Source organism: Chryseobacterium lathyri, from assembly GCF_019970085.1.
In the GTDB taxonomy this organism is placed as follows: domain Bacteria; phylum Bacteroidota; class Bacteroidia; order Flavobacteriales; family Weeksellaceae; genus Chryseobacterium; species Chryseobacterium lathyri.
Window position 1 is genome coordinate 109145 of the sequence record NZ_JAHXYG010000001.1, and the last position, 23153, is coordinate 132297.

The 23153-nt window shown below is 39.3% G+C and carries 20 protein-coding genes and 2 riboswitches; of the genes, 7 read left to right on the forward strand and 13 right to left on the reverse strand.

Annotated elements, in window-relative coordinates; translation table 11 throughout:
* Positions 1 to 27: 27 nt before the first annotated feature.
* The gene (locus tag LC418_RS00480) at positions 28 to 2772 is read right to left on the reverse strand and encodes a TonB-dependent receptor plug domain-containing protein (protein ID WP_223557718.1); all 2745 of its coding nucleotides are present in this window, start codon (positions 2770 to 2772) and stop codon (positions 28 to 30) included.
* Positions 2773 to 3062: 290 nt separating this feature from the next.
* Positions 3063 to 3161, reverse strand: a riboswitch (SAM-I-IV-variant riboswitch).
* Positions 3162 to 3282: 121 nt separating this feature from the next.
* Here LC418_RS00480 and LC418_RS00485 point away from each other — a divergent pair.
* On the forward strand, positions 3283 to 5505 hold the full coding sequence (locus tag LC418_RS00485) for an outer membrane beta-barrel family protein (protein WP_223557719.1): 2223 nt from the start codon (positions 3283 to 3285) through the stop codon (positions 5503 to 5505).
* A 278-nt stretch (positions 5506 to 5783) separates the two neighbouring features.
* On the opposite strand, the gene LC418_RS00490 is transcribed toward LC418_RS00485, so the two are convergent.
* The 12 genes from LC418_RS00490 to LC418_RS00545 form a co-directional block, all read right to left on the reverse strand.
* The gene (locus LC418_RS00490) at positions 5784 to 6494 is read right to left on the reverse strand and encodes a HesA/MoeB/ThiF family protein (protein ID WP_223557720.1); all 711 of its coding nucleotides are present in this window, start codon (positions 6492 to 6494) and stop codon (positions 5784 to 5786) included.
* Positions 6495 to 6630: 136 nt separating this feature from the next.
* Entirely contained in the window at positions 6631 to 7749 is a 1119-nt protein-coding gene (gene thiH / locus LC418_RS00495; protein WP_223557721.1) for a 2-iminoacetate synthase ThiH, read from the reverse strand.
* A 14-nt stretch (positions 7750 to 7763) separates the two neighbouring features.
* Positions 7764 to 8540, reverse strand: a complete 777-nt coding sequence (locus tag LC418_RS00500) for a thiazole synthase (protein WP_223557722.1) — start codon at positions 8538 to 8540, stop codon at positions 7764 to 7766.
* Positions 8537 to 9151, reverse strand: coding sequence for a thiamine phosphate synthase (locus tag LC418_RS00505; RefSeq protein WP_223557723.1), 615 nt, complete (start codon positions 9149 to 9151; stop codon positions 8537 to 8539). Before LC418_RS00505 ends, LC418_RS00500 begins: the two co-directional genes overlap by 4 nt.
* Before the next feature lie 2 nt (positions 9152 to 9153).
* On the reverse strand, positions 9154 to 9903 hold the full coding sequence (locus tag LC418_RS00510; RefSeq protein ID WP_223557724.1) for a hydroxymethylpyrimidine/phosphomethylpyrimidine kinase: 750 nt from the start codon (positions 9901 to 9903) through the stop codon (positions 9154 to 9156).
* Positions 9879 to 10466 (reverse strand): thiamine phosphate synthase, encoded by a 588-nt coding sequence (locus LC418_RS00515; protein ID WP_223557725.1) that lies wholly within the window; start codon positions 10464 to 10466, stop codon positions 9879 to 9881. Before LC418_RS00515 ends, LC418_RS00510 begins: the two co-directional genes overlap by 25 nt.
* Positions 10463 to 12274, reverse strand: coding sequence for a phosphomethylpyrimidine synthase ThiC (thiC, locus tag LC418_RS00520; RefSeq protein ID WP_223557726.1), 1812 nt, complete (start codon positions 12272 to 12274; stop codon positions 10463 to 10465). Before thiC ends, LC418_RS00515 begins: the two co-directional genes overlap by 4 nt.
* A 25-nt stretch (positions 12275 to 12299) precedes the next feature.
* A complete protein-coding gene (thiS, locus tag LC418_RS00525; protein WP_223557727.1) occupies positions 12300 to 12506 on the reverse strand; it encodes a sulfur carrier protein ThiS in 207 nt (68 codons plus the stop codon).
* A gap of 59 nt (positions 12507 to 12565) precedes the next feature.
* A riboswitch (TPP riboswitch) is annotated at positions 12566 to 12663 on the reverse strand.
* A gap of 142 nt (positions 12664 to 12805) precedes the next feature.
* Positions 12806 to 13483 carry an RluA family pseudouridine synthase gene (locus LC418_RS00530; protein ID WP_223557728.1) on the reverse strand — a complete coding sequence of 226 codons (678 nt, stop codon included), beginning with the start codon at positions 13481 to 13483 and terminating at the stop codon, positions 12806 to 12808.
* A 3-nt stretch (positions 13484 to 13486) separates the two neighbouring features.
* The gene (locus tag LC418_RS00535; protein WP_111958537.1) at positions 13487 to 13810 is read right to left on the reverse strand and encodes a hypothetical protein; all 324 of its coding nucleotides are present in this window, start codon (positions 13808 to 13810) and stop codon (positions 13487 to 13489) included.
* 3 nt (positions 13811 to 13813) lie between these two features.
* Positions 13814 to 14629 (reverse strand): 3-methyl-2-oxobutanoate hydroxymethyltransferase, encoded by an 816-nt coding sequence (gene panB / locus LC418_RS00540; RefSeq protein WP_111958535.1) that lies wholly within the window; start codon positions 14627 to 14629, stop codon positions 13814 to 13816.
* Between the two features lie 63 nt (positions 14630 to 14692).
* Complete coding sequence (locus LC418_RS00545) at positions 14693 to 15406, reverse strand: Crp/Fnr family transcriptional regulator (RefSeq protein WP_062652074.1); 714 nt, start codon at positions 15404 to 15406, stop codon at positions 14693 to 14695.
* 89 nt (positions 15407 to 15495) lie between these two features.
* Here LC418_RS00545 and LC418_RS00550 point away from each other — a divergent pair, with 89 nt between their 5' ends.
* From LC418_RS00550 to ccoG, 6 genes are all read left to right on the forward strand, one after another.
* Entirely contained in the window at positions 15496 to 17871 is a 2376-nt protein-coding gene (locus LC418_RS00550) for a heavy metal translocating P-type ATPase (RefSeq protein ID WP_223557729.1), read from the forward strand.
* Between the two features lie 109 nt (positions 17872 to 17980).
* Positions 17981 to 18208 carry a cbb3-type cytochrome oxidase assembly protein CcoS gene (gene ccoS, locus LC418_RS00555; RefSeq protein WP_111958533.1) on the forward strand — a complete coding sequence of 76 codons (228 nt, stop codon included), beginning with the start codon at positions 17981 to 17983 and terminating at the stop codon, positions 18206 to 18208.
* Between the two features lie 5 nt (positions 18209 to 18213).
* A complete protein-coding gene (gene ccoN, locus LC418_RS00560; RefSeq protein WP_111958531.1) occupies positions 18214 to 20475 on the forward strand; it encodes a cytochrome-c oxidase, cbb3-type subunit I in 2262 nt (753 codons plus the stop codon).
* A 16-nt stretch (positions 20476 to 20491) separates the two neighbouring features.
* Positions 20492 to 20692, forward strand: a complete 201-nt coding sequence (locus LC418_RS00565) for a cbb3-type cytochrome oxidase subunit 3 (protein WP_111958529.1) — start codon at positions 20492 to 20494, stop codon at positions 20690 to 20692.
* Positions 20693 to 20702: 10 nt separating this feature from the next.
* Positions 20703 to 21584 carry a cbb3-type cytochrome c oxidase N-terminal domain-containing protein gene (locus LC418_RS00570; RefSeq protein WP_111958527.1) on the forward strand — a complete coding sequence of 294 codons (882 nt, stop codon included), beginning with the start codon at positions 20703 to 20705 and terminating at the stop codon, positions 21582 to 21584.
* Positions 21585 to 21682: 98 nt separating this feature from the next.
* On the forward strand, positions 21683 to 23137 hold the full coding sequence (ccoG, locus tag LC418_RS00575; RefSeq protein WP_223557730.1) for a cytochrome c oxidase accessory protein CcoG: 1455 nt from the start codon (positions 21683 to 21685) through the stop codon (positions 23135 to 23137).
* Positions 23138 to 23153 lie beyond the last annotated feature (16 nt).

Below are 23153 nucleotides of genomic sequence, written 5' to 3' on the forward strand. Positions count from 1 at the left end.
TGTTTTTTGCTTTGCTTTTTATGTATTTTAAAATTTAAATTCTACTCTGGCAAACAGGAAACGGCCTCCTATACCATACTGAGAAACCTGCCTGGAATACACAAACTGATTATCGGCTGTTAATGAGCTTATATCAGGACTTTTCGAAGGAAGGATGTTAAATATATTATTGCTGCCTATTGTTGCCGAAATGTTTTTATTGAAGTCATAGCCTACGGAAAGATCGGTCACAAAACGTTCATTCAGAACAAAGTGTTCTCTGCTTTCAGTAACTCCGTCAAAGTTGGCATCCAGCACATCAGCATCTGTCACTTTTCCAAAATAGGAATTTCTGAGGGAAACCGTAAGTGCTGAAAGTTTCAGGGTATTGGCAAGCGTAGCTTTTATACGTGGAACAGCTTCTTCAAAATACACTCTGTTCGGCTCAGAGAAATAATTATTGATCTGACTTACCAGTTTAGGCGAAGCATGAATATCACCAACTCTTCTGGTCTGATTAAAATTAAGTCCCAGGTTATTTTCCAGAGATATCCCTTCCGAAATTCTTGTATTCTGAGAAACTGTAATATCCAGTCCTTTTGTCTGGGAATCTACCGCATTAGCAAAGAAATTCGCAGCACTGGCTCTTGCAAGATCGAACGCTCCCTGTAGCACGGCTTGGTCTGAACCCGGCGCAAAACTTCCTTCCGGACGGTAGAATAAATCGGTAAGCACTACTCTATCTTTAATTTTTATAAGATAGGCGTCTGCCGTAAATACCAGACTTAAAGCCGGAATCTTCCATGTAATTCCTGTGCTGTACGACTGTGACGTCTCCTGTTTCAGTTTGGGAATTCCCAAAGCCTGAGCTGCTTCGGAATTATTTCTAAAAGTCCCTACCTGGGTAGTTTCTCCTTTCTGGATCAATGTAGAGGTTGAACTGTAATAGATCTGTGCCAGAGATGGTGCTCTAAAACCTGTAGAAACTGCACCTCTCCAGTTAAAGTTTTTAGCCAGCCTTACATTCGTTGCCAGCTTATAATTAAAGGTAGAACCAAAGTCAGAATAATTTTCAAATCGCACAGCTCCTTCTACCAGCCACCAATCCGTAGGTTCAATTTCCACATCAGCATAAGCGGCAACACTGTTTCGGCTTCCGAAAACGGCGTTATCCGGGCTGAATCCGGGGAAAACCTGTGATCCGGCTGGTCTTACAGCTCCAAAAAAGTCAGTTACTTTTTCATTGTCAGGGGTAGCAGCAGTCACTACACGTCCAAAAACATCATAAGAAACATAGGAGTTTTCATTACCCGCATTTACTTTATAGTTTTCATAACGGTATTCCCCTCCAAAAGCCACATTCAGGCCATGAAGTACATCATATTTTTTTGAGAAATCAAGATTCAGCGTATTTTGTAAGAATTCTGAGCCCCCTGCTTCAAAGGTTCTTGGAGAATTTTCTCCTAAAGAAGCATTAAACGTGTTCACCACTCCAAAATTAAAAGCATTTTTACCAAAAGTATTGCTCAGATCCACATTCCAGCCGTTCCATTTTCCTTTGATTCCTCCAGCTAGAGAATAATCATTCACATTGGCTTCAATTTGCGGCAAGTATCCATTCGGGGTAACAGCATTGATGTTTCTTTCTGTATTCGGAAGACGGTAAAATCCACCTGCATTTCCCAAACGGTAGCTGTATCCTCCAAAGGAATACACTTTCCAGTCTTCATTAACCGGAATTTCAGAGTTGAAAAAAAGCTGTGCAGACTGCAGCTTGGACTGTCCTGCCCTAAGGCTGAAATCTTTTCTTTCCAATCCTCTGTAGCTAAGCTCCTGATTTGTAAAGTCTTTCCCTAGTAAACCCTGCAATGCTGCAATGCTGTTAGCTCCTGATATCTGGTTTTTAAAATCCTGCGAAAAATAATCAACCTGTGATGCATATTGCTTGACTGTATTGATGATCTGCTGAGTGTTGGAAGTATTGGTAATGTTTTTATATAATCCATCGATATCCACTCCGTTCTGCAATGCTCTGTAATTAATGGCATTATAAGCATTAAAGATGGGTCCCTGACGTTCTCCCGCTCTTGAATATGGATCACGGTATTGCACGGATCCAGTTACATTAATGAATCCCTTTTCACCTATTCTCGCTCCATAGTTGAGGTCTGCAGATATGGTCTGTCCATCTATTCCTCCGGAAAAATTATTGGCAACTGGTGAAGCATATCCTCCCAGGAAAACCTGTCCCGATAATCCTAGCCGTCTTTTAAGTCCTAAATTCACGACTCCGGCAATGGCATCAGAACCGTATTGGGCAGAAGCACCGTCTCTCAGTACTTCTATTTTATCCAAGGCAAATGCAGGAATCGCATTAAGATCCGTTCCCACCGAGCCTCTTCCCGGTGTCAATGTAACATTAATCAACGAAGACTGGTATCTTCTTTTTCCATTAAGCAATACCAGCACCTGATCCGGGCCAAGTCCTCTTAGCAAAGCGGGATCCACGAAATCAGTTCCGTCGTTCACCGTATGTGAAGTAGAAGAGAAAGAGGGCACCACGTAATTAAGGGCCTGACTTATATTATTAACAGGACTTTGTCTTAAGATCTTTGAGATATTGATGATATCTACCGGAACCGGAGTTTCTGTAAGAGATCTTCCGGCTCCTCTCGATCCCAGGATCACTACATCATCGATCTTTTTGGATGATGCAGAATCCGACTGTCCAAAATAAAATGCTGAAATGAATGCTGCTGAAGCTATGATTGTTTTTTTGTTGAAAGTATGCATGTGCTTTTCTATTTTTTATTACTGATTGTTTGTTTGACTTCAGGCCATAGTTTTCCTGCAACCTTTATTTTAAGGTTACGGTCAAAAGCCTGAATGATTGAATTATTTTTTAAAGAAGTCTAGAAACAACAACACGTACACATGTGAGTATGGCATGAAAGCAGGTCAGAATAACGAAGTGATACTTCATGATCTGAGAAACGAAAATTTAAATTGGTCTTGTGGTTTCCCTTGTCTTTAAACATTGATTTTATTTTTAAAACAAAAATGTCAAGATGGGAAGAAAATAGAGAATAAACATTTTTTCCGGGCATGCCGGCTTATCTATTTCAGCACCTTGCTTGTTTTTGCAGGTTGCTATCCCATCTATGAGATTCTTGATAATTACCTGGCAAAGATATAATTATTTCGGAATAAAAAAAATAATTGCCCAAAAATTTAACTTTTCGCAAATTTCGCCGTAACAAATGAGCTTTTTTTACGTCTAACTGGATAGTAGTAAAAAACATTATGAGAAAAACTATATTCACGCTGTCTTTGCTGGCGTCTTTTTTTGCCTATTCACAGGAAAAAACCAATGCCTCCCCAAACAAAGAGAAACAGATTGAAGGCGTAGTCATTACCAAAACTAAAAAAGCCGTTGAACAGAAAGCAGACCGTACTATTTTTGACTTTTCTGAACAGCCACAGCTTAATAACGGGAATGTTCTGGAAGGTATAAAGAAACTTCCGGGACTGGTTTCCACAGATATTGCCGGAATGATGTACCAGGGAAAAATCCTGGATGTTTACCTGAACGGAAGACCTTTAAATATTACTTCAAACGAACTGAATTCTTTTCTTGAAGGGATGCCTGCCAACTCGGTAGACAGAATAGAAGTGATCACCCAGCCGGGAGCAGAATATCCGGCTACCTCAGGAGGTGCCATCATGAATATCATTACGAATAAGAATGCCAATAAGTATTTAACAGCAACATATTCAGGAAATTATTCGTTTACCAATTACGATAAATTCAGAAGCAGAACCACCAATTCTCTAAATCTGAATGCCAGAAATAAATATTTCGGATGGCAGCTGAATGTTGGTCAAAACTATCGCGAAAGTATGCTGAATGGCGATCAGGATGTTCTTCTTCACAACAATACGGACAGAATAGGACGCGGATATTTTGCAAAATCAGGATTGACTTTTGATCTTGGACAGGACAGATTATTGCTGAACTACGATATTTATCACAACAATAATGATAACTATACGGCGAGCAGAGGACTTGCCGACATCCCTGTCAGCCTTAATCCTGTCAAGTACCGGGAAGCCGATTATGAAGCATCCGATGTTGCCCATACCAACAACCTGAGGCAGGAAGCTGTTGTAACGTATCAGAAGCGTTTCAGCGAAAAGTCTCAAAAGCTGGACTTCCAGTTTGGATATACTAAGGCTACATCTAAATTCTCCCAGGACAATTTCTTCCAGAGAGGTTTTTACACTGATACGACCCCGTTAGAACCTTTCCTTAATGTAGGCGGCGAAAATGTACTTGATAATAAATCGGATATGAGGGTTGCTAACTTCAAGGTAGATTATTCACAGCCGATCAAGCTTCTGGATGGTGGAAAAGTGAGTTTGGGAGGTTTATATGAGAGACAGGATTATGATACGGAAAGTAAAGGCCTGACCAATCTGGAATACCAAAGGCAGACGGCTTCTACCTACCTTGAATTTCAGGCTAAACTGAAAAAGTTTGACTTTACTTTAGGAGCAAGAGCGGAAAATTATGATATTTCCGGGATTACAAGAACCATAAAGGATAATGCTGTTCTGGAAAGAGATTTAACACCTTTCAATAAATTCAAGCTTTTTCCGAATGCAAGCGTACAGTATAGCCTGATGAATCAGGTCTATATTGCAGCGAACTACAACAAAAAGATTACTCTGCCAAGTATTTCTGCCCTGAACCCGAACAACGTAATCTTTGCCAGCCCGAATACGGAAGTTACCGGTAACCCGGATCTTCAGCCTACGATCTTTGATAATTATGAATTGAAAGTTTCGGCGTTTGATTATGCCTTCATTGGGTACAGTGTAAGTTCTGCAAAAGATCAGGTAGCACAGATTATCATGAAAAACGGGAAGAACCTTTACAATAAGCAGGTGAATATTTCGAATATGAAAATTCATAACTTTAATGTAGGTCTTCCTATCCCGTTTATGATTTTCAGCAAGCCGATGAGCGAGATCATGAAGTTTAATTTTAACCCTGACAAAATTAACTTTATGTATCTGTATGCAGGTTACCAGAAACACGATATTGATAATTTAAACAATAAAGGCTTCTGGATCTTTAATATCATGACCCAGCTGCTTTTACCAAAAGACATAAAACTGACCGCCAACTATAGTTACCTGACGCCTAAGGCCGGATATTTCTATTTTACAGCGGATAAACCATTCAATAATAATCTTGACATTACACTGACGAAAAAGTTCATGAACAACCGTCTTACCGTTTCCGTTTTCGCGAATGATATTTTCAACGGACAAGTGATGCAGGTGTATTCCAATCCGCCTGAAGGCCAGCCTGTAATGATCAGAAGTAAGTATGATACGAGAAACTTTGGAATTTCAATTAACTACAAAATTCCTACCAAGAATAAGCTGGCTAAGGAAGATCCAAATATTCTGAACCAAACTAAAAAAGAAGACACAGGCGTTATGCAGCAGGCACAGTAATTTTTTAGAATTAAAAATCATAAAATGAGGCAGTAAAGAAATTTTACTGCCTCATTTATTTAAAACAATATAATTTAACCTGAGTCCGGGTAGGATATTCCTTTTTTAAGAATGTCATGAAGTTTGAAGCCAGAAGAGGGAAGACATTGTCCCTAAAACAGAACTACAGTAAGCTTTATTAATCTTTATGCCTTCATCAAATTTTTAATAAGGGTAAACTATTAACTTCCAGCCTCCCTCTTCCAGCTTCCTGCCCCTTAACCCCAACCCAGGTTAATTTAAAAATCTATGGTCTGGAATCTCCAGTTCAGAGTATCAATAAGGGTAAGCTGATTTGCTTGCACAGGAAGTTCTGTGATGATCTTTAAAACCTGCATAGCCATCATACTCCCTACAATGCCTGGCAATGCTCCCAAAACTCCGAGACTGTCACAGTCAGGCAAATTTTCGTCAAAAGGTGGTTCCGGAAACAAATTCCTAAGGTTTTTACTTCCTTTATAATTGAATACTGCGGTTTGTCCTGAAAATCCCAGGATACTTCCGTACACCAACGGTTTTCCAAGTTTAACGCAGGTATCATTGATCAGATATCTGGTGGTAAAATTATCGGATCCATCTACTATAATATCGTACTGTGAAAGGATTTCTTCTGCGTTTGAACTGTTGATTTTCGTACTAAATCCTTCAAATTTCACCTGATGATTAAGGGTATTGACAAAGGCTTCTGCACTTTTAATTTTAAAAATCCCAACTGTATTTTCATTGTGAATGATCTGGCGGTTCAGGTTGTGAAGTTCCACCTCATCAAAATCTGCCACACCTAAAGTTCCGACTCCGGCAGCGGCGAGGTACTGAATGACCGGACTTCCTAAACCTCCTGCCCCAATGACAAGGACTTTGGAAGCCATTATTCTTCGTTGCCCATCCAGACCAACTTCTTCGATAAATATCTGCCGGCTGTATCTTGCAAAAATATCTTCGCTTTTCATTCCAAAATTGTTTTGAACCATTAAGATTTTTAAGCTGTTAAGAAATATTAAGATAAGCTCCGTTTTAAGATTAAAAAAATCTATTGATTTTTCCTAATTAGACTTAATGACTTCAATGTTCTTAATGGTTTAATTTTTAAATTCCGCTATATGCCGGATCCCAGTCTTTCAACACTGGATCGTAACCTGCTTTTCTGATGCTGGCTTTTACTTCTTCCATACTCCGTTCGTCGCTGGTTTCAAATTGTTCCAAAGATTCTACATCTACAGCATAACCTCCCGGATTTGTTTTAGAAGCCGCGCTCATGGCTGTTGCTCCGAGTGAGATGATATTGTTCCTAAATTTTTCATTTTCTCTGGTAGATATGGAGATTTCCAGGTCTTCATTCCATATTCTGTAGGCACAGATCAGCTGTAGCAGGTCTTTATCTTCCATGATAAAATTGGGTTCAATGATTCCTTCTGCAGGTCTGAGTCTTGGAAAGGAAACCGAAAAACGACTTTTCCAGTATTGTTTCTGGAGATAATCAATGTGAAGAGCATTGAAAAAACTGTCTACACGCCAGTCTTCAAGCCCAAGCAACACACCAAGTCCGATCTTATGAATTCCGGCTCTTCCAATCCTGTCCGGGGTGTCTAAGCGGAAATGGAAGTTTGATTTTTTCCCTTTAGGATGGTATTCTTTATAAACCTCCTGATGATACGTTTCCTGATACACCAACACCGAATAAACACCTTCCTGATGAAGCTGGAAATATTCCTGTTCTGATAAGGGCTGTACTTCAATCGAGATATTGGCAAAATGAGGTCTCAGCAGGCGGACAGCGTTTAAAAAGTAAGAAATTCCCACTGTTTTACTGGCTTCTCCACTTACCAATAGAACGTGATTAACACCCATAGATTTCAGAACAGAAGCTTCTATCATCAACTCAGTATCAGAAAGGGTTTTCCTCCTTACATCATTATCCAGACTGAAACCACAATACGTACATATATTCTGACATTCGTTGCTGACATACATCGGTGCATAAAGCTGAATGGTTTTCCCAAAGCGTTTCTGGGTCAGCTGGCGGGTCATTTTTGCCATCAGTTCCAGTTCCTGTGCGGCGGCGGGAGAAAGCAGATTTAGAAAATCATCTAAGGTTTTATTTTTCTTCCGAAGGCTGTTCAGAACATCTGAATGGGTTACTTTTCCGAGTCTGATTCTTACCTCATCCCAATGATAACGTTCAAAAACATCTTTAAAGCTGTTCATTGTTTTCTGCTATTTTATTCAAATAAAAAAGAGGTCAAAGGGCTTGACGCTTCGGCGTGATCTGCTATTGCCCCTAATCCCGATTCAAAGGCTCTTCTTCCGGCAATAACCCCTTCTTTAAACGCCAAAGCCATATTGACAGGGTTTCTTGCCACAGCAATTGCGGTATTGACGAGAACCGCATCAGCTCCCATTTCCATTGCTTTTGCTGCATCAGAAGGTGCCCCGATTCCCGCATCTACCACAACGGGAACATTGCTCTGGCTGATGATGATCTCCAGGAAATCTAATGTTCTCAATCCTTTATTGGTACCAATTGGAGCTCCTAAAGGCATTACTACAGCAGTTCCTGCATCTTCAAGACGCTTGCAAAGTACAGGATCGGCATGGATGTATGGCATTACGATAAATCCCAATTTAGCCAGTTCTTCTGTTGCATACAGGGTTTCAATAGGATCAGGAAGAAGATATTTCGGGTCGGGATGGATTTCCAGTTTCACCCAGTTTGTTTCCAGGGCCTCTCTAGCAAGCTGTGCTGCCAGTACTGCTTCTTTCGCGGTTCTGGCCCCTGAGGTATTGGGAAGGAGGTGAACATGGGTTTCTTTTAATGAATCCAACAGTCCGTCTTCTGCTGCACCGGAATCTATTCTCTTCAGTGCCATGGTGACCATATCTGTTCCCGAAGCGATCACAGAGGTCGCCATTTCGTTTAGGTTTCCGAATTTTCCGGTTCCCAGGAACAGTCTTGAATCAAATATTCTCTCTGCTATTATTAATTTCTGATTATTCATATCATTGCTTTTTTAAATTCACTGATAACAGCCGGACGGTTGGTGATTTCTCCCGAGACTGCAGCACCATATATTCCGATCTGCTGAAGAGGTTCAATATCCTGAAGGACAACTCCTCCGATGGCGTAGATTTTCGGAATGGCTATCGATTTGTCTTTTAAATTTTTAATAATATCCTGATAGCCTTCAAATCCGAGGATCGGGCTTAGCTTTTCTTTTGTAGCTGTAAATCTCAGAGGTCCTAAACCGATATAATCGCATGGTTCACTGATTCTCTGAAGGACATCTGAAAGGGTATTGGCTGTTCCTCCGATCATTTTATTTTTACCTAAAACGTGTCTCGCCATTTCAATGGACACATCTTTCAGTCCCAAATGGACACCGTCTGCATCAATTTCTTTAGCCATTTGAACATGGTCATTAATGATACAGACCGTCTGATATTCTGAACAAAGTTTTTTTGAAATTTCACAAAGCTGAAAAAATTCGTTTTCATAAGCATTTTTCCAGCGAACCTGCAGCCATTTTATACCATTATCTAAAGCTTTCCGGATATTAAATTCCTGTTCTTCTTTGGTCTGTCCCTGAGATATGTATTGTAATTTTTCCATGATTAAACTGAATGAAAACCCAATAAAGAGGGGTTACTTTTTAAAAATTTTTCAGTATATAACTTTCCTTTCCTACAGGCATCTTCCAGACTTTCTTCTTTCGCCAGCCAACCTGCAATTGCTGAAGACAGCACGCATCCTGAACCATGTTTCGGATAGTAGCCGGAAGACTCATCAAGGTTTGGTTCCAATGAAATCTCTTCTCCGTTCCGGATCAGAATATCTGTTCCTATTCTATCATTTCTGTGGCCGCCTTTGACCAATACAGCACATGGATTCTGGTCTTGATTTAAAAGATTGTATTCTTGCAAAACCCTGTATTCATTATAGTTGGGTGTAATAAGATCAATTTTTTTTAAAACATCTTTCAAAAGAGGTAAGGTTTCCAGATCAAAAAAAGAAAATTCTGAAGTACTTTTTAATACCGGATCCCAGATGATCTTTGTTCCGGCATTATAGAACCGTATTGTTTCTATGATCTTTTCCAGAAATACCGAATCTTTTACTACTCCGATTTTTATAGCTTCAACAGGGTATTCTTTCATCAAGATACTTATAGATGTTATGATCTCATCTAAAGGCAGCCACTCTATGCTTAAACACTTGGATTCTATCTGAACAGTCATGGCTGTGCAAACACCCAGCCCCATTACGCCAAGTTGCTCAAATGTTTTTATATCCGCTAAAAGGCCTGCTCCACCTGATGGATCAAATCCCGCAATACTTATCACAAAAGGACGTTTTGTCTGCATCTTTTGAATGTATTTAATGGCTGATCATTTTCCCAAACCGCACCTAATAGTGCTGCTCCATCTGCTCCGTTTTCAAATACTGTACAGATGTTGTTTTCGTCAATCCCTCCTAATGCAATTAATCTTACTTTAGAATTTTTTCTATGCTTCATTTCTTTCATAACATTTGAATGCTTACCATATCCTTTTTTAGAAATACTCGGAAAAACGGGACTTATAAATGCATATTCCCACTCTCTTCCCAGCACATTATAGGTTTCAATATCATGAACAGAAGTAGAAAGGGTACCTTGCCCTGTATAAGATTTATAAACTTCACCGTTCCGGTCCGCTTCTCTGAAATGAAACCGGGAAATATGATGATCCTTCCCCAAATCATAATATCCGTGTAATACCAACTGGGAATAAAATTCCTCATCGATACCATACAGGAAATTTTTCATTTCTTCCCGGCTTATCATTGGTTTTCTTATATGAAGCAGGTCCAATCCTTCCTGAAACAACTGATTGATGATCTCTGTTTCGTTTTGAACTATTGTTTCGGGAGTGATAACCAGGATCATATATAAATTTCTTTTCCTTTTTCAATAAATTCCTGGGATTTATCCAACATGCCTTTTTCTGCAGAATCGCGGATTTCCTGGGTAATTTTCATAGAACAGAATTTTGGACCGCACATGGAACAGAAATGGGCAATTTTAGCACCTTCCGCCGGCAGCGTTTCATCGTGATAAGCTCTTGCCGTATCGGGATCCAATGAAAGATTGAATTGGTCTTCCCATCTGAATTCAAATCTGGCTTTACTCAAAGCATTATCTCTGTATTGCGCTCCAGGATGACCTTTCGCCAGATCTGCAGCATGTGCAGCTAATTTGTAAGTAATAACTCCAACTTTTACATCTTCTTTGTTGGGAAGACCCAAATGTTCTTTCGGAGTTACATAGCAAAGCATTGCGCATCCGAACCAGCCGATCATTGCCGCTCCTATTCCGGAAGTAATATGATCATAACCTGGGGCAATATCTGTCGTCAAAGGACCTAAAGTATAAAATGGTGCCTCCTGGCATACTTCCAGCTGCTTATCCATATTTTCTTTGATCATATGCATTGGTACATGGCCCGGCCCTTCTATCATCACCTGCACGTTGTGCTTCCATGCGATCTTGGTCAGTTCCCCTAAAGTTTCAAGTTCAGCAAACTGAGCGGCATCATTGGCATCCGCAATAGATCCAGGACGAAGACCATCTCCCAAGGAAAAAGCTACGTCGTACTTCTTCATGATCTCACAGATTTCTTCGAAATGGGTGTACAGAAAGTTTTCTTTATGATGGTAAAGACACCATTTTGCCATAATAGATCCCCCTCGTGAAACAATTCCTGTTACTCTTTTTGCTGTAAGATGGATATATCTTAATAAAACTCCGGCATGAATAGTAAAGTATGAAACGCCTTGTTCTGCCTGCTCAATTAGAGTATCTTTAAAAACTTCCCACGTAAGGTCTTCCGGAACACCTTTTACCTTTTCCAATGCCTGATAAATTGGGACTGTACCAATAGGAACCGGGCTGTTTCTGATGATCCACTCCCTTGTTTCGTGAATGTTTTTTCCCGTAGAAAGATCCATAATGGTATCAGCTCCCCAGCGGCAGGCCCAGACTGCTTTCTCTACTTCTTCTTCAATGCTGGATGAAACAGCACTGTTTCCGATGTTAGCATTAATTTTAACCAAAAAATTACGTCCGATAATCATTGGTTCACTCTCCGGGTGGTTAATGTTGTTTGGAATGATTGCTCTTCCTGCTGCAATTTCATCTCTTACAAACTCCGGGGTGATCTTACCTTTCGGAGTATTGGCACCGAAACTGTTCCCGGGATGTTGAAATGCCATATCCTGGGAAACCGTATCCAGCTGTTCTATCCTCTGATTTTCCCTGATGGCTACATATTCCATTTCAGCGGTAACGATTCCTTGTTTTGCATAATAGAGCTGCGTAAGTTCGAAGCCTTCTTTTGCCACTTTCGGTTTGTGATCGTAGGCAAAACGCAGGTCATCAAGACGTGAATCTGCAAGGCGGGCTTTTCCGTATTCTGAGGTGATTCCGCTCAGGATATCCACATCTTTTCTGTCCAGTATCCATTGCTCCCTGATTCTTGGAAGTCCTTTCATGATATCGATTGATGCATTTTCGTCCGTATAAGGACCTGAGGTATCATAAATGGTTACAGGTGCATTATCTTCCAACGTCCCGTTGGTAAGCTTTGTGGGACTGAGGTGAATTTCACGCATTGCTACGCTGATAGGATGTATTTTTCCTTCAACATAAATTTTCTTGGCGTTCGGAAATGGCGAACAAGTGATTGAATGAGCCATAAGTTTTTGTATTATTAAATGAAAATTATCCGCCCTGAGTGGCAGTAATGATTAAAACTGAATCTTTATCTTTAAGGATTGTTTCTGCCCAGTCGGACAATGGAATAATACGGTTGTTGAGAGCCACGGCTATCCCTTTTTTCTTTCCGGGTATTTCCATAGCCATGAGTGCTTCCAGATTATCGGGAAGTACTTCAAATGTTTTCGTTGTGTGGTTGATTGTAAGTTCCATTCCTAATTATTTTAAAATATACTTTAGGAATGGCCATTATTGCACAATAGAATGTACAGCAAAAGTCATTTACTTTTCCCTACGCTGGTATAATCCAGATCAGGTTCAAAGGGTAAAGTCTCAGTCTGTATGTCTACAGACACCCCTAAAGTTGTGACGAAGGTAGTTATTTTTTCAGAATAGGCAAAATTGAATTTGTTTTAAAAATAAAATGGCCATCTCAATATTGAAATGGCCATTTTATTTTTAAAAGATTCTATACTCAAAATTTTACCTAAAAAGATTGAATGAAGTAATTTTTACTCTTCACAGGCTCTCCAAATAGCATCATTCTGCGGAACGGGAGCTGTAATTTCTATTTTTTCTTTGGTTACCGGATGAATAAATTCCAGTTTCCGTGCATGAAGATTAATCCCGCCATCCGGATTGGAGCGAGGCGCTCCGTATTTCAAGTCGCCTTTTATAGGAACTCCGGTTTTCGACAGCTGAGCACGGATCTGGTGATGCCTTCCAGTTTCCAGATCAATCTCAAGGAGCATATAATTATCTAAGGTTTTGATCACATGATAGGTCAAAATCGCTTCTTTTGCTCCTTCTGTTACCTTTGGAAAAACAATGGCCTTATTATTTTTTTCATTCTTCTTTAAGTAATGAACAAGTCTTTGGCTCTGAGGGATCATTTCTTTACCCACAACAGCCCAATATGTTTTTTTTACTTCCCTGTTTTTCACCATCTGGGTAAGGCGGGAAAGTGCTTTGGAAGTTTTAGCATAGATAACCAGACCCGAGGTTGGGCGGTCTATACGGTGAACCAAACCGAGAAAAACATTTCCCGGCTTAGCATCTCTTTTTTTGATAAAATTCTTAATGGACTCCAGCAAAGATTCATCGCCGGTTTTATCGCCCTGAACAAGCTGTCCTACTTTTTTGTTAACCACCAGAAGATGGTTATCTTCATATACAATCTGCTCTTCCATACATTACGAACGCCTCGGTCTGTTAGTCAAAGAAATAACAATTCCTCCAAGAAGACCGATTGTTTTAAGCATTGAAAGTTTAGAATCTGCCGGTAAAAATGCCCCGATGACACAAAGTGCTGCCGCTGCATACATACCATACATAAAGTTTTTATTAGGAAGCGTAGGTGCCTGAACGAAGAAACTTGCTCCTATCAATACATAAAAGACTTTTCTGGAGAGAAGCTCATTAATTTCCGGAGAAAATAAATTGAACCAGCCTACCGCCATACATATGATTGCTGCGATGGATAAGATTCCCTGAAGTGATTGTTGTTGATTCATCATCAATTAGTAGCTTTCGTTTTCATTAGGGAACTCAACACTTTTCACATCTTTCACGTACTGGGCAACCGCACCTGTTATTTCTGTGTACAGATCAAGGTATCTTCTTAAGAACTTCGGACTGAAGCCTTTGTTCATCCCAACCATATCGTGGTATACAAGAACCTGTCCGTCACAATCAGCTCCTGCTCCAATTCCAATAGTCGGAATAGAAATACTTTCTGATACTTTTTTAGCTAAATCAGCAGGAATTTTTTCTAAAACAATTGAAAAACATCCTAATTCTTCCAAAAGCTGTGCGTCACTGATCAGTTTTTCTGCTTCTGCTTCTTCTTTAGCTCTTACTTTATAGGTTCCGAACTTATAGATAGACTGTGGTGTCAATCCCAAATGTCCCATAACAGGAATTCCTGCATTGATAATTTTTTTGATAGATTTTGAAATTTCTTTTCCTCCTTCAATTTTTACAGCATGAGCACCACCTTCTTTCATCATTCTAACTGCAGACTCCAGCGCTTTCTCAGGATTACTCTGGTAGGTTCCGAATGGAAGGTCCGCTACCACAAGAGCTCTGTCAACTCCACGAACAACACTTTGAGCATGATAAATCATCTGATCCAGCGTGATGGGTAAAGTCGTTTCAAAACCAGCCATCACATTAGCAGCAGAATCCCCTATCAAAATAGCATCTACCCCTCCGGCATCTACCATTTTTGCAGTAGTAAAGTCGTAGGCAGTAAGCATTGTTATTTTTTCCTTGTCGAATTTCATTTTCCGCAAGGTTTCAGTCGTAACTTTTTTAATTTCAGAGTGAACAGACATAATGTATCTATTTTTTAAAAGTTAAAAAGTCGGCTTTCGCCGACTTAAGTTTTTGTATGATTGTTATAAAACTACGTGACCTAGTTTCATCAGTTTGTCGTGGTTCAAAATTTTGATGTTTCTTCCGTCTACTTCTATGAGACTGTCCTGTTTGAATTCAGAGATCAAACGGATGGCACTTTCTGTAGCAGTACCGATGATGTTGGCAATTTCTTCTCTGGTGAGCGAAATTTTAATAAACCCTTCAGGATCTACGCCTAGTTTCTGTTCCAGAAGTATCAGGATTTCAGCCAGTCTTTCTCTTACCGTTTTCTGCGCAAGGAAGGTAATGGTATTAGATGATTCTCCCAGTTCGTAGGAGATTTTCTGAAGCATTGCAAAGGAAAGCTGCGGATCTACCTCTAAAAGATACATGAAAACATCTGCCGGAAGGAAAATGCATTCAATGTCTGTCATAGCCTCAGCCTTTGCCTGGAAGTTTTCCCCGCAAAGTAGTGAACGATAGCCGATAATATCCCCCTCTTTGATAAATCTTAAGATCTGGTCTTTTCCAAAAGCTCCGGACTTGGAAAGCTTGGCAGCACCTTTTTCTAAAACGTATACTCCTTTTGGCGTTTCTCCGTCCTCGAAAATGGTGTCGTGCTTCTGAAAACTTAATTTTTTCTTGCTGTTAATATATTTTTCAAAATCAGTGCTAGAAAGTCTTTCCTTAAATGATTTATCATTAAAAACTCTGGCGAACCTCTCTTCAATTGCAATCTGTTGTTCCTGCGACATTTTATATGACATTTATCACAAAAATAGAACTTTTTAACGCGATAAACAAAAAAAATTGTTATAATTTTGTAGTTCAATATATTATGGTGGTGAGCGAGAACTGTTTTCATTGTGGTCAAGGTATAGAAAAGGAGCGAATTTTATTTGATGAAAAGACTTTCTGCTGCAATGGCTGTAAGTCTGTTTACGAAATTCTGAATCTCAATGATTTAACCAATTTCTACGAACTTAATAAAAGGGCCGGAATCCGCCCTGATGAGAGCTCTTCTCAATTTGAATATCTTGACACTCCGGAAATCTTCGAAAAAATCACTGATTTCTCAGAAGGAAAAACAAGTCTCGTTACGTTCAAAATCCCTGTAATACACTGCTCTTCATGCATATGGCTTCTGGAAAGCTTACATACCCTGAATGAGCACATCAACTATTCTCAGGTAAACTTCACCAGAAAGACTTTACAGATCTCATTCAATCATAACGATCTCAAATTAAGCGAACTAGCTAATTTCTTAACCAATCTCGGCTATAAACCCGTTATCAGCCTTGAAACCGCCGATAAAAACGTAGATCACCTTGACAAATCTCTTCTTATAAAATTTGCTATTGCCGGATTCGCATTCGGAAACGGGATGTTCCTTGCCTTCCCTGAATATGTAGGGGGTGAGGATTACTGGATGGAGCATTATAAAGGACTCTTCAGAACACTGATGTTCCTTTTAGCCTGTCCTGTTGTATTTTATTCTGCTTCGGATTATTACAAATCTGCCTGGTATGGGTTGAAAAATAAGATCGTCAACATCGATGTTCCGATTGTCCTGGGGATTTTTGTTCTTTTTGGCCGAAGCATTTACGAAGTGGTTACAGATTACGGTCCTGGATATTTTGACACATTGTGTGGATTGCTGTTCTTTATGCTAATGGGGAAAATTTTCCAGAAAAGAACGTATAGCGCTTTATCCTACGACAGAGATTATAAATCATTCTACCCTATTGCAGTTACCAAAGTAGATTTTGAAGGAAAACAGAACAACATCCTTCTTTCTGAGATTAAAGTGGGGGACAGAATTCTGGTAAGAAACCAGGAGATCATTCCGGTGGATGCCATTCTGATCAACGGGGAAGGAAATATAGATAACAGCTTTATCACGGGAGAAAGCGAAAGCATCAGCAAGCAGCCAGGTGATAAAATTTTTGCAGGAGGAAAGCAGATAGGTTCATCATTAGAGCTAGAAGTAATTAAAGATGTGGATCAAAGTTACCTGACACAGCTTTGGAATAAGGAAGCTTTTAAGAAGCATGAAACAGGCCTTGACACACTGACCAACAACGTCAGCAAGTACTTCACATTCATCATTTTAGGTATTGCTTTAATCTCAGGAATTTACTGGTCATTTATTGACCTTAAAATCATGTTCCAGGTTATTTCAGCCATTCTTATCATTGCATGTCCTTGTGCACTAGCCTTATCTGCTCCGTTTACTTTCGGACACATCATGAGAATCTTAGGACGTAATAAGTTTTACGTGAAAGATACCTTAACGATTGAGAAAATTGCAAAACTTGATACTATTGTTTTTGATAAAACAGGAACTATTACCCACAGAAAAAAATCAAACATAAGATATGAAGGTTTTGAAATCAATGAATTTGACAACCTGAATATCAAAACTTTATTAAAAAACTCCAATCATCCGCTTTCTAAATCTCTGTATGAATTTATAGAGGTAAGTGATGACTATTTCCCTGTTGAAAATTTCCAGGAGATTTCCGGAAAAGGATATGAAGCCAGTGTAAGAGGAAATGTTTATAAAATTGGCTCCGCCCGTTATAATGATCAGGAGCCTAAAAACCTTGAAACAGCTGTATACATCAGCAAAAATGGCAAACTTTTAGGCAAATTCATCTTCAAAAATGAATACCGTCCGAGATTAAAGGAGCTATTCACAAAGCTTACCAGCTACAAAATATTCATCCTGAGCGGTGACAACTCTTCAGAGGAAAACCAGCTTAAGGAACTTATCCCTACATATCAGGGAATGGCCTTCAACCAGAGCCCGGAAGACAAGCTGAACTACATCAAAAATCTTCAGGATCAGAACATGAAAGTGGCTATGCTGGGAGACGGACTGAATGATGCCGGTGCACTGAAGCAAAGTAATGTGGGAATCGCCATAGCAGATGACACAAACAGCTTTACCCCTTCTTCCGACGTGATCATGAATGGTGATAAGGTAGTCACATTAGATAACTACCTGAATGTTTGCAAAGGATCTATTACTATTGTAAAAATGACATTCATAATCAGTTTTCTCTACAATATCGTTGGTTTAAGTTACGCAGTTACAGGTCAGATGCATCCGCTCTTCGCAGCAATCATCATGCCAATCAGTTCCATCACTGTGGTTACATTCACTACTCTTTCCACCTGGATTTTGGGCCACAAATATTTCAAAAAACAGGCGTAGAAGCCCTTATTTAGACTGATTTTAAATTAGCTGAAATCCGCATTTCGTGATGAATGTCATTATTTTTCACTAAATTTGAACCCCGAAAATAGGTTAATTTTGTTGTCCAATGGATATTCTATATTTAATGATCCTCTGCAGTGTTTCTTTAGCTGCGATTTTCTTGGTCGTATTTATAGTGTATGCCCGAAAAGGACAGTTTGAAGATGATGAATCTCCGGCTGTCAGAATCCTTTTTGATAATGGAGAAATCAAGGAAAAGGATGAAAAAGGCGACAAAGATAAAGACGAGAAAAAAATAGGAGAAAATAATAAAATTGAAGAAAAAAGTGAATAGTTGATATGGAAACACAAAAGTTTAGTTATGACAACAGTATTGTCCGTGCGTTCCTTTATGCGACCTTAGTTTTCGGTCTTATAGGATTTACGTTCGGGCTTACGGCGGCATTAATGCTTTTCTACCCGGAATTGCCGGAATTTATATTCGGTACAGATGATACAACCATCAAAAGTCTTGCATCAGGCAATATTCAAGGGTTAATAAACACTCATGGTGCATTTGGTTTTGGAAGAATCAGAATGCTTCATACCAATACTGTAATTTGGGCATTTGTATGTAATATCGTTTATACCGGTATTTATTACTCATTACAGAGATTATTAAAAACAAGAATGTACAGTGATACATTATCCTGGTTACATTTCTGGACCTGGCAGTTTATGATCGTTGCTACGTTCGTTACGTTCTTTATGGGGATCAATACTTCAAAAGAATATGCTGAACATGAATGGCCGATCGACATATTGATCGCATTCTCCTGGATTGTTTTCGGAATCAACATGTTCCTTACAATTTCAAAAAGAAGAGTAAGACACCTTTATGTAGCCATCTGGTTCTATATCGGTACATGGATTGCCGTGGCTATGCTTCACATTTTCAACAATCTTGAAGTTCCGTTATCTTTCTCCGGCTGGAAATCTTATTCAGCATATGCAGGGGTGAAAGATGCTATTGTACAGTGGTGGTACGGTCACAATGCCGTAGCTTTCGTACTGACAACTCCGGTTCTTGGTTTAATGTATTACTTCCTTCCGAAGGCAGCAGACAGACCGGTTTTCTCTTATAAACTGTCTATTATTCACTTCTGGTCATTAATTTTCGTATATATCTGGGCTGGTCCTCACCACCTTCAGTATACTGCTCTTCCTGCATGGGCGCAGGCAGTGGGAACAGGTTTCTCTATCATGCTTATCGCACCGTCATGGGGAGGGATGCTAAATGGACTTCTTACGCTGAGAGGAGCTTGGGATAAAGTAAGGGAAAATCCTATCCTTAAGTTCTTCGTAGTAGCTGTTACATGCTACGGTATGGCAACATTTGAAGGTCCGCTTTTGGCAACTAAAAATATCAACAAAATTGGTCACTTTACAGACTGGGTTATCGGTCACGTACACTTAGGAGCTCTAGGATGGAATGGTTTCATGGCATTCGGGGTTATCTATTACTTGGTACCCATTATGTGGAGAACAAAAATTTGGTCTGTAAAACTAGCTAACTGGCATTTCTGGTTAGGAACATTAGGAATCATTTTCTATGCAGTACCAATGTATATTTCAGGATTTACACAAGGTTTGATGTGGAAACAGTTCAACCCGGATGGTACTTTGATGTACAAAAACTGGCTGGATACAGTAACTGCAATCATTCCTTACTTTAAGATGAGATTCTTAGGAGGTATATTCTATATTTCCGGGGCTATCCTAATGATTGTTAACGTAATCGCTACCGTAAGAAAAGGTTCATTCCAGAAAGATGTTCCTGCTGAAGCACCTGCATTGGCCAACATCGGAAACAAACGTAAAGAAGGTGAAGGTACTCACTTATGGCTTGAAAGAATGCCTGTATTATTAGGTATTTTATCTTTCTTCACGATTTCCATCGGTAGTTCAATTGAAATTATCCCTACACTATCCCTTAAGAAAAGTGTTCCTACAATATCAGCAGTAAAACCCTATTCACCACTTGAACTGGAAGGTAGAGATATTTATATCCGTGAAGGATGTAATGCCTGTCACTCCCAGATGATCAGACCTTTCAGGGATGAGATTACAAGATTTAATGGTAAAAACGGACAGTATTCTAAAGCGGGAGAATTTGTATATGACAGACCATTCCTATGGGGTTCTAAGAGAACAGGACCGGATTTACATAGAGAAGGAGGGAAAAACCCAAGTTCTTGGCATTACAAGCACATGTATAACCCAAGATCTACCTCTGCAGGTTCTATCATGCCTCGTTATCCTTGGTTAATTGCTACCAACCTGGACAGATCCAAGATGGTAGACAAAATGAAGCTGATGAAGAATACATTTGAAGTTCCTTATACGAAAGCTGAAATAGATTCTGCCAACAACTGGGCAGACAACCAGGCATCAAAAATCGTAAAAGACATCTTCTCTGAAGCTAATGACCTTAAGGTAGCTTATGCTAAGAGACCTCAGGGAGAATTGGAGAAAAAAGAGATCGTAGCTCTTATTTCTTACCTTCAGAGATTAGGAACGGATATCAAGACTACAGAAATAAAAACAGCAAGTACTAACTAAACATTAAAAGGTTCACATGATTCCTCAGAACTTTAAAGATATATTATCCAATACAGAAAACGCTGGTCTCTACCAGACGCTGGCTCTGATTTTCTTTATGCTGTTCTTCATAGCTCTGGTAATCTATGTTTTTAGCAGACCTAAAAAATATTACAAAGAGGAAGAAGAAGCTCCACTTGGGGATGATGAGGATGACGATTTTAATTTAAAAAATTAAACTATTTATTATGAAACAAAGAACACCTGTTGTTGTAAACATCTTAATAATAACTGGACTTTTAATAGTTTTTTATTATTTGTTTGTACAGAGCTACTCGTTCCTAGCTTCACCTTACTTCTGGGGAACTGTTGTGATCAGTGCTATTTTAGCATACATCCACAGTGCTATTGGAGATTTGATTGAAAATAATAAGTTCAAAAAACTATCTCCGGAAGAAAAAGCAGCTTATCTGGCAGAAAAGAAAGTGCCTTTCTTAAGAAGAATGTACGACAGTGCATTCAAAAAACAGTCTGCTACAGAAGAAAAAGATATCCTTATCGATCATGGTTTCGATGGGATCATGGAATTGGATAACCAGCTTCCGAAATGGTGGGTAGGATTATTCTATTTTGGGACTGCTTTTTGTATTGTATATATCGCAGCATATTCTTTCACAGATTTCGCACACCCATTGAGCGAATATGAGCAGGAATATAAGGAACAGATGGCAAGCATTGCAGAATATGAAAAGAATCAGCCTCCTGTAACAATAGAAACAGCTAAATACTCTGCTGACAATATAGCGGAAGGTAAAGAACTATTCAAAACCAACTGTGCATCTTGCCACAAAGAAGACGGTAGCGGTGGTATTGGTCCAAACCTTACGGATAACTACTGGATCAACCAGCCGGAGAAAACTTTATTTAAAAATGTTTTCCATATGGACTGGAATGGTTCTCCTACCAACCCTGCGATGAGAGCATTCGGTAAAAACGGAGAAGTTTCAGGAGCAGAGATTGAAAAGATTGCAGCTTATGTATATCACATTAATCAGGAACAACCGCCAGTGACTCAGGCTCAGGGAGGAGCAGCTCCTCAGGGAACCGAAGCGCATTGGGAAAAAGAATAATTTTAAAAAAAATTAGAAACATATGAAAAAAACATAATTTGTTATTAGATTAAAATAGTAACGAATTATGTTTTTTCTTTTTTAAAATATAGTATACTATGTCAGATATAGAAGAAATAGAAGTACGAGGCGGACAGGGACAGGTTCTGGATCCTGAAACTTACAGAGATTCTATCGGGACAATGGAGCAATCCGGTAAAAGAAAATGGGTATTTCCGAGAAAACCCAAAGGAAAATACACCAACTATAGAAACATTGTAAGTTATACTTTATTAATTATTTATTTTACGGTGCCATTCCTCAAAATTAATGGCAACCCATTCTTTTTGTTTAATGTTATCGATAGGGAGTTTTTCATTTTCGGACAGCCTTTCTATCCACAGGACTTTTTTATCCTTACTCTAGGTGCTATCGCATCCTTAATATTTATCATCATTTTTACGATTGCGTTCGGAAGAATTTTCTGCGGATGGATATGTCCTCAGACAATTTTTATGGAATCTATCTTCCGTAAAATTGAATATCTTATTGAAGGGGACCGAAACAAGCAGATGAAGCTGGACAGACAGGAGTGGAACAGCGAAAAAATCTGGAAGCGAAGCCTGAAGTGGTCAGTTTATGTTATCATCTCCCTGATCATCACTCACTTTATGCTGATGTATATCGTAGGGTATAAAGAGATCTTCAGAATTATATCAGAAGGACCGTTTGCCCATCCTACCAATTTTATTATAATGGTCCTGTTTTCAGCAGCATTTTACTTTGTATTTGCCTGGTTCAGAGAACAGGTCTGTACTTTAGTTTGCCCATACGGCAGACTTCAGGGTGTTTTGATTGATAAAGACACGATTAATGTTTTCTACGACTTTAAAAGAGGAGAAAACAGATCGAAATGGAGAAAAGGTGAAGACCGTAAGGCTGCAGGAAAAGGAGACTGTATCGACTGCCATCAGTGTGTGGTTGTTTGTCCCACAGGAATTGATATTAGGGACGGACAGCAGTTGGAATGTGTAAACTGTACCGCATGTATTGATGCGTGTGATGAAGTAATGGAAAAGGTAGGACTACCAAAAGGATTGATCCGATATGCATCGGAAAATGAGATTGAAAACCAGACCGAGTTCAAATTCACCGGAAGGATGAAGGGTTTTGCAGTGGTTCTTGTTTTATTGGTTGGATTCTTAGGGTTTCTTCTTTATAACAGAGGAGAAATGGAGGCGAAATTCATTAAGCCCGCTGGAAGTACATTCTTTGTAAGAGACGGTAAGATTACCAATACCTATAATTATACATTCCTCAATAAAACCAACGACAAAAAGATTGTGACGATAAAAGTTCTTGAGCCTGCACACGGTGAGATCACGTACAGTGCATCCAGCAAGATCCAGGTAGACAGAGATAAAATTTCGAAAGGAACAATCAATATCAGCTTCCCGGAAAATGATATGAAGCTTTCAAAACAAAACATAACCATCGGTGTATATGATATGAAAGGGAAGCTTATAGATTCTTATCAGACGTATTTCGAGGGACCATTTAAATTACAATTTTAATTAAAAAGCCTCAATA

Excerpts from the sequence above, each read along its gene's own strand:
- LC418_RS00480 (WP_223557718.1), bottom strand. The coding sequence starts at position 2,772 with ATGCATACTTTCAACAAAAAAACAATCATAGCTTCAGCAGCATTCATT.
- LC418_RS00485 (WP_223557719.1), top strand. The coding sequence starts at position 3,283 with ATGAGAAAAACTATATTCACGCTGTCTTTGCTGGCGTCTTTTTTTGCC.
- LC418_RS00490 (WP_223557720.1), bottom strand. The coding sequence starts at position 6,494 with ATGAAAAGCGAAGATATTTTTGCAAGATACAGCCGGCAGATATTTATC.
- thiH (WP_223557721.1), bottom strand. The coding sequence starts at position 7,749 with ATGAACAGCTTTAAAGATGTTTTTGAACGTTATCATTGGGATGAGGTA.
- LC418_RS00500 (WP_223557722.1), bottom strand. The coding sequence starts at position 8,540 with ATGAATAATCAGAAATTAATAATAGCAGAGAGAATATTTGATTCAAGA.
- LC418_RS00505 (WP_223557723.1), bottom strand. The coding sequence starts at position 9,151 with ATGGAAAAATTACAATACATATCTCAGGGACAGACCAAAGAAGAACAG.
- LC418_RS00510 (WP_223557724.1), bottom strand. The coding sequence starts at position 9,903 with ATGCAGACAAAACGTCCTTTTGTGATAAGTATTGCGGGATTTGATCCA.
- LC418_RS00515 (WP_223557725.1), bottom strand. The coding sequence starts at position 10,466 with ATGATCCTGGTTATCACTCCCGAAACAATAGTTCAAAACGAAACAGAG.
- thiC (WP_223557726.1), bottom strand. The coding sequence starts at position 12,274 with ATGGCTCATTCAATCACTTGTTCGCCATTTCCGAACGCCAAGAAAATT.
- thiS (WP_223557727.1), bottom strand. The coding sequence starts at position 12,506 with ATGGAACTTACAATCAACCACACAACGAAAACATTTGAAGTACTTCCC.
- LC418_RS00530 (WP_223557728.1), bottom strand. The coding sequence starts at position 13,483 with ATGGAAGAGCAGATTGTATATGAAGATAACCATCTTCTGGTGGTTAAC.
- LC418_RS00535 (WP_111958537.1), bottom strand. The coding sequence starts at position 13,810 with ATGATGAATCAACAACAATCACTTCAGGGAATCTTATCCATCGCAGCA.
- panB (WP_111958535.1), bottom strand. The coding sequence starts at position 14,629 with ATGTCTGTTCACTCTGAAATTAAAAAAGTTACGACTGAAACCTTGCGG.
- LC418_RS00545 (WP_062652074.1), bottom strand. The coding sequence starts at position 15,406 with ATGTCGCAGGAACAACAGATTGCAATTGAAGAGAGGTTCGCCAGAGTT.
- ccoS (WP_111958533.1), top strand. The coding sequence starts at position 17,981 with ATGGATATTCTATATTTAATGATCCTCTGCAGTGTTTCTTTAGCTGCG.
- ccoN (WP_111958531.1), top strand. The coding sequence starts at position 18,214 with ATGGAAACACAAAAGTTTAGTTATGACAACAGTATTGTCCGTGCGTTC.
- LC418_RS00565 (WP_111958529.1), top strand. The coding sequence starts at position 20,492 with ATGATTCCTCAGAACTTTAAAGATATATTATCCAATACAGAAAACGCT.
- LC418_RS00570 (WP_111958527.1), top strand. The coding sequence starts at position 20,703 with ATGAAACAAAGAACACCTGTTGTTGTAAACATCTTAATAATAACTGGA.
- ccoG (WP_223557730.1), top strand. The coding sequence starts at position 21,683 with ATGTCAGATATAGAAGAAATAGAAGTACGAGGCGGACAGGGACAGGTT.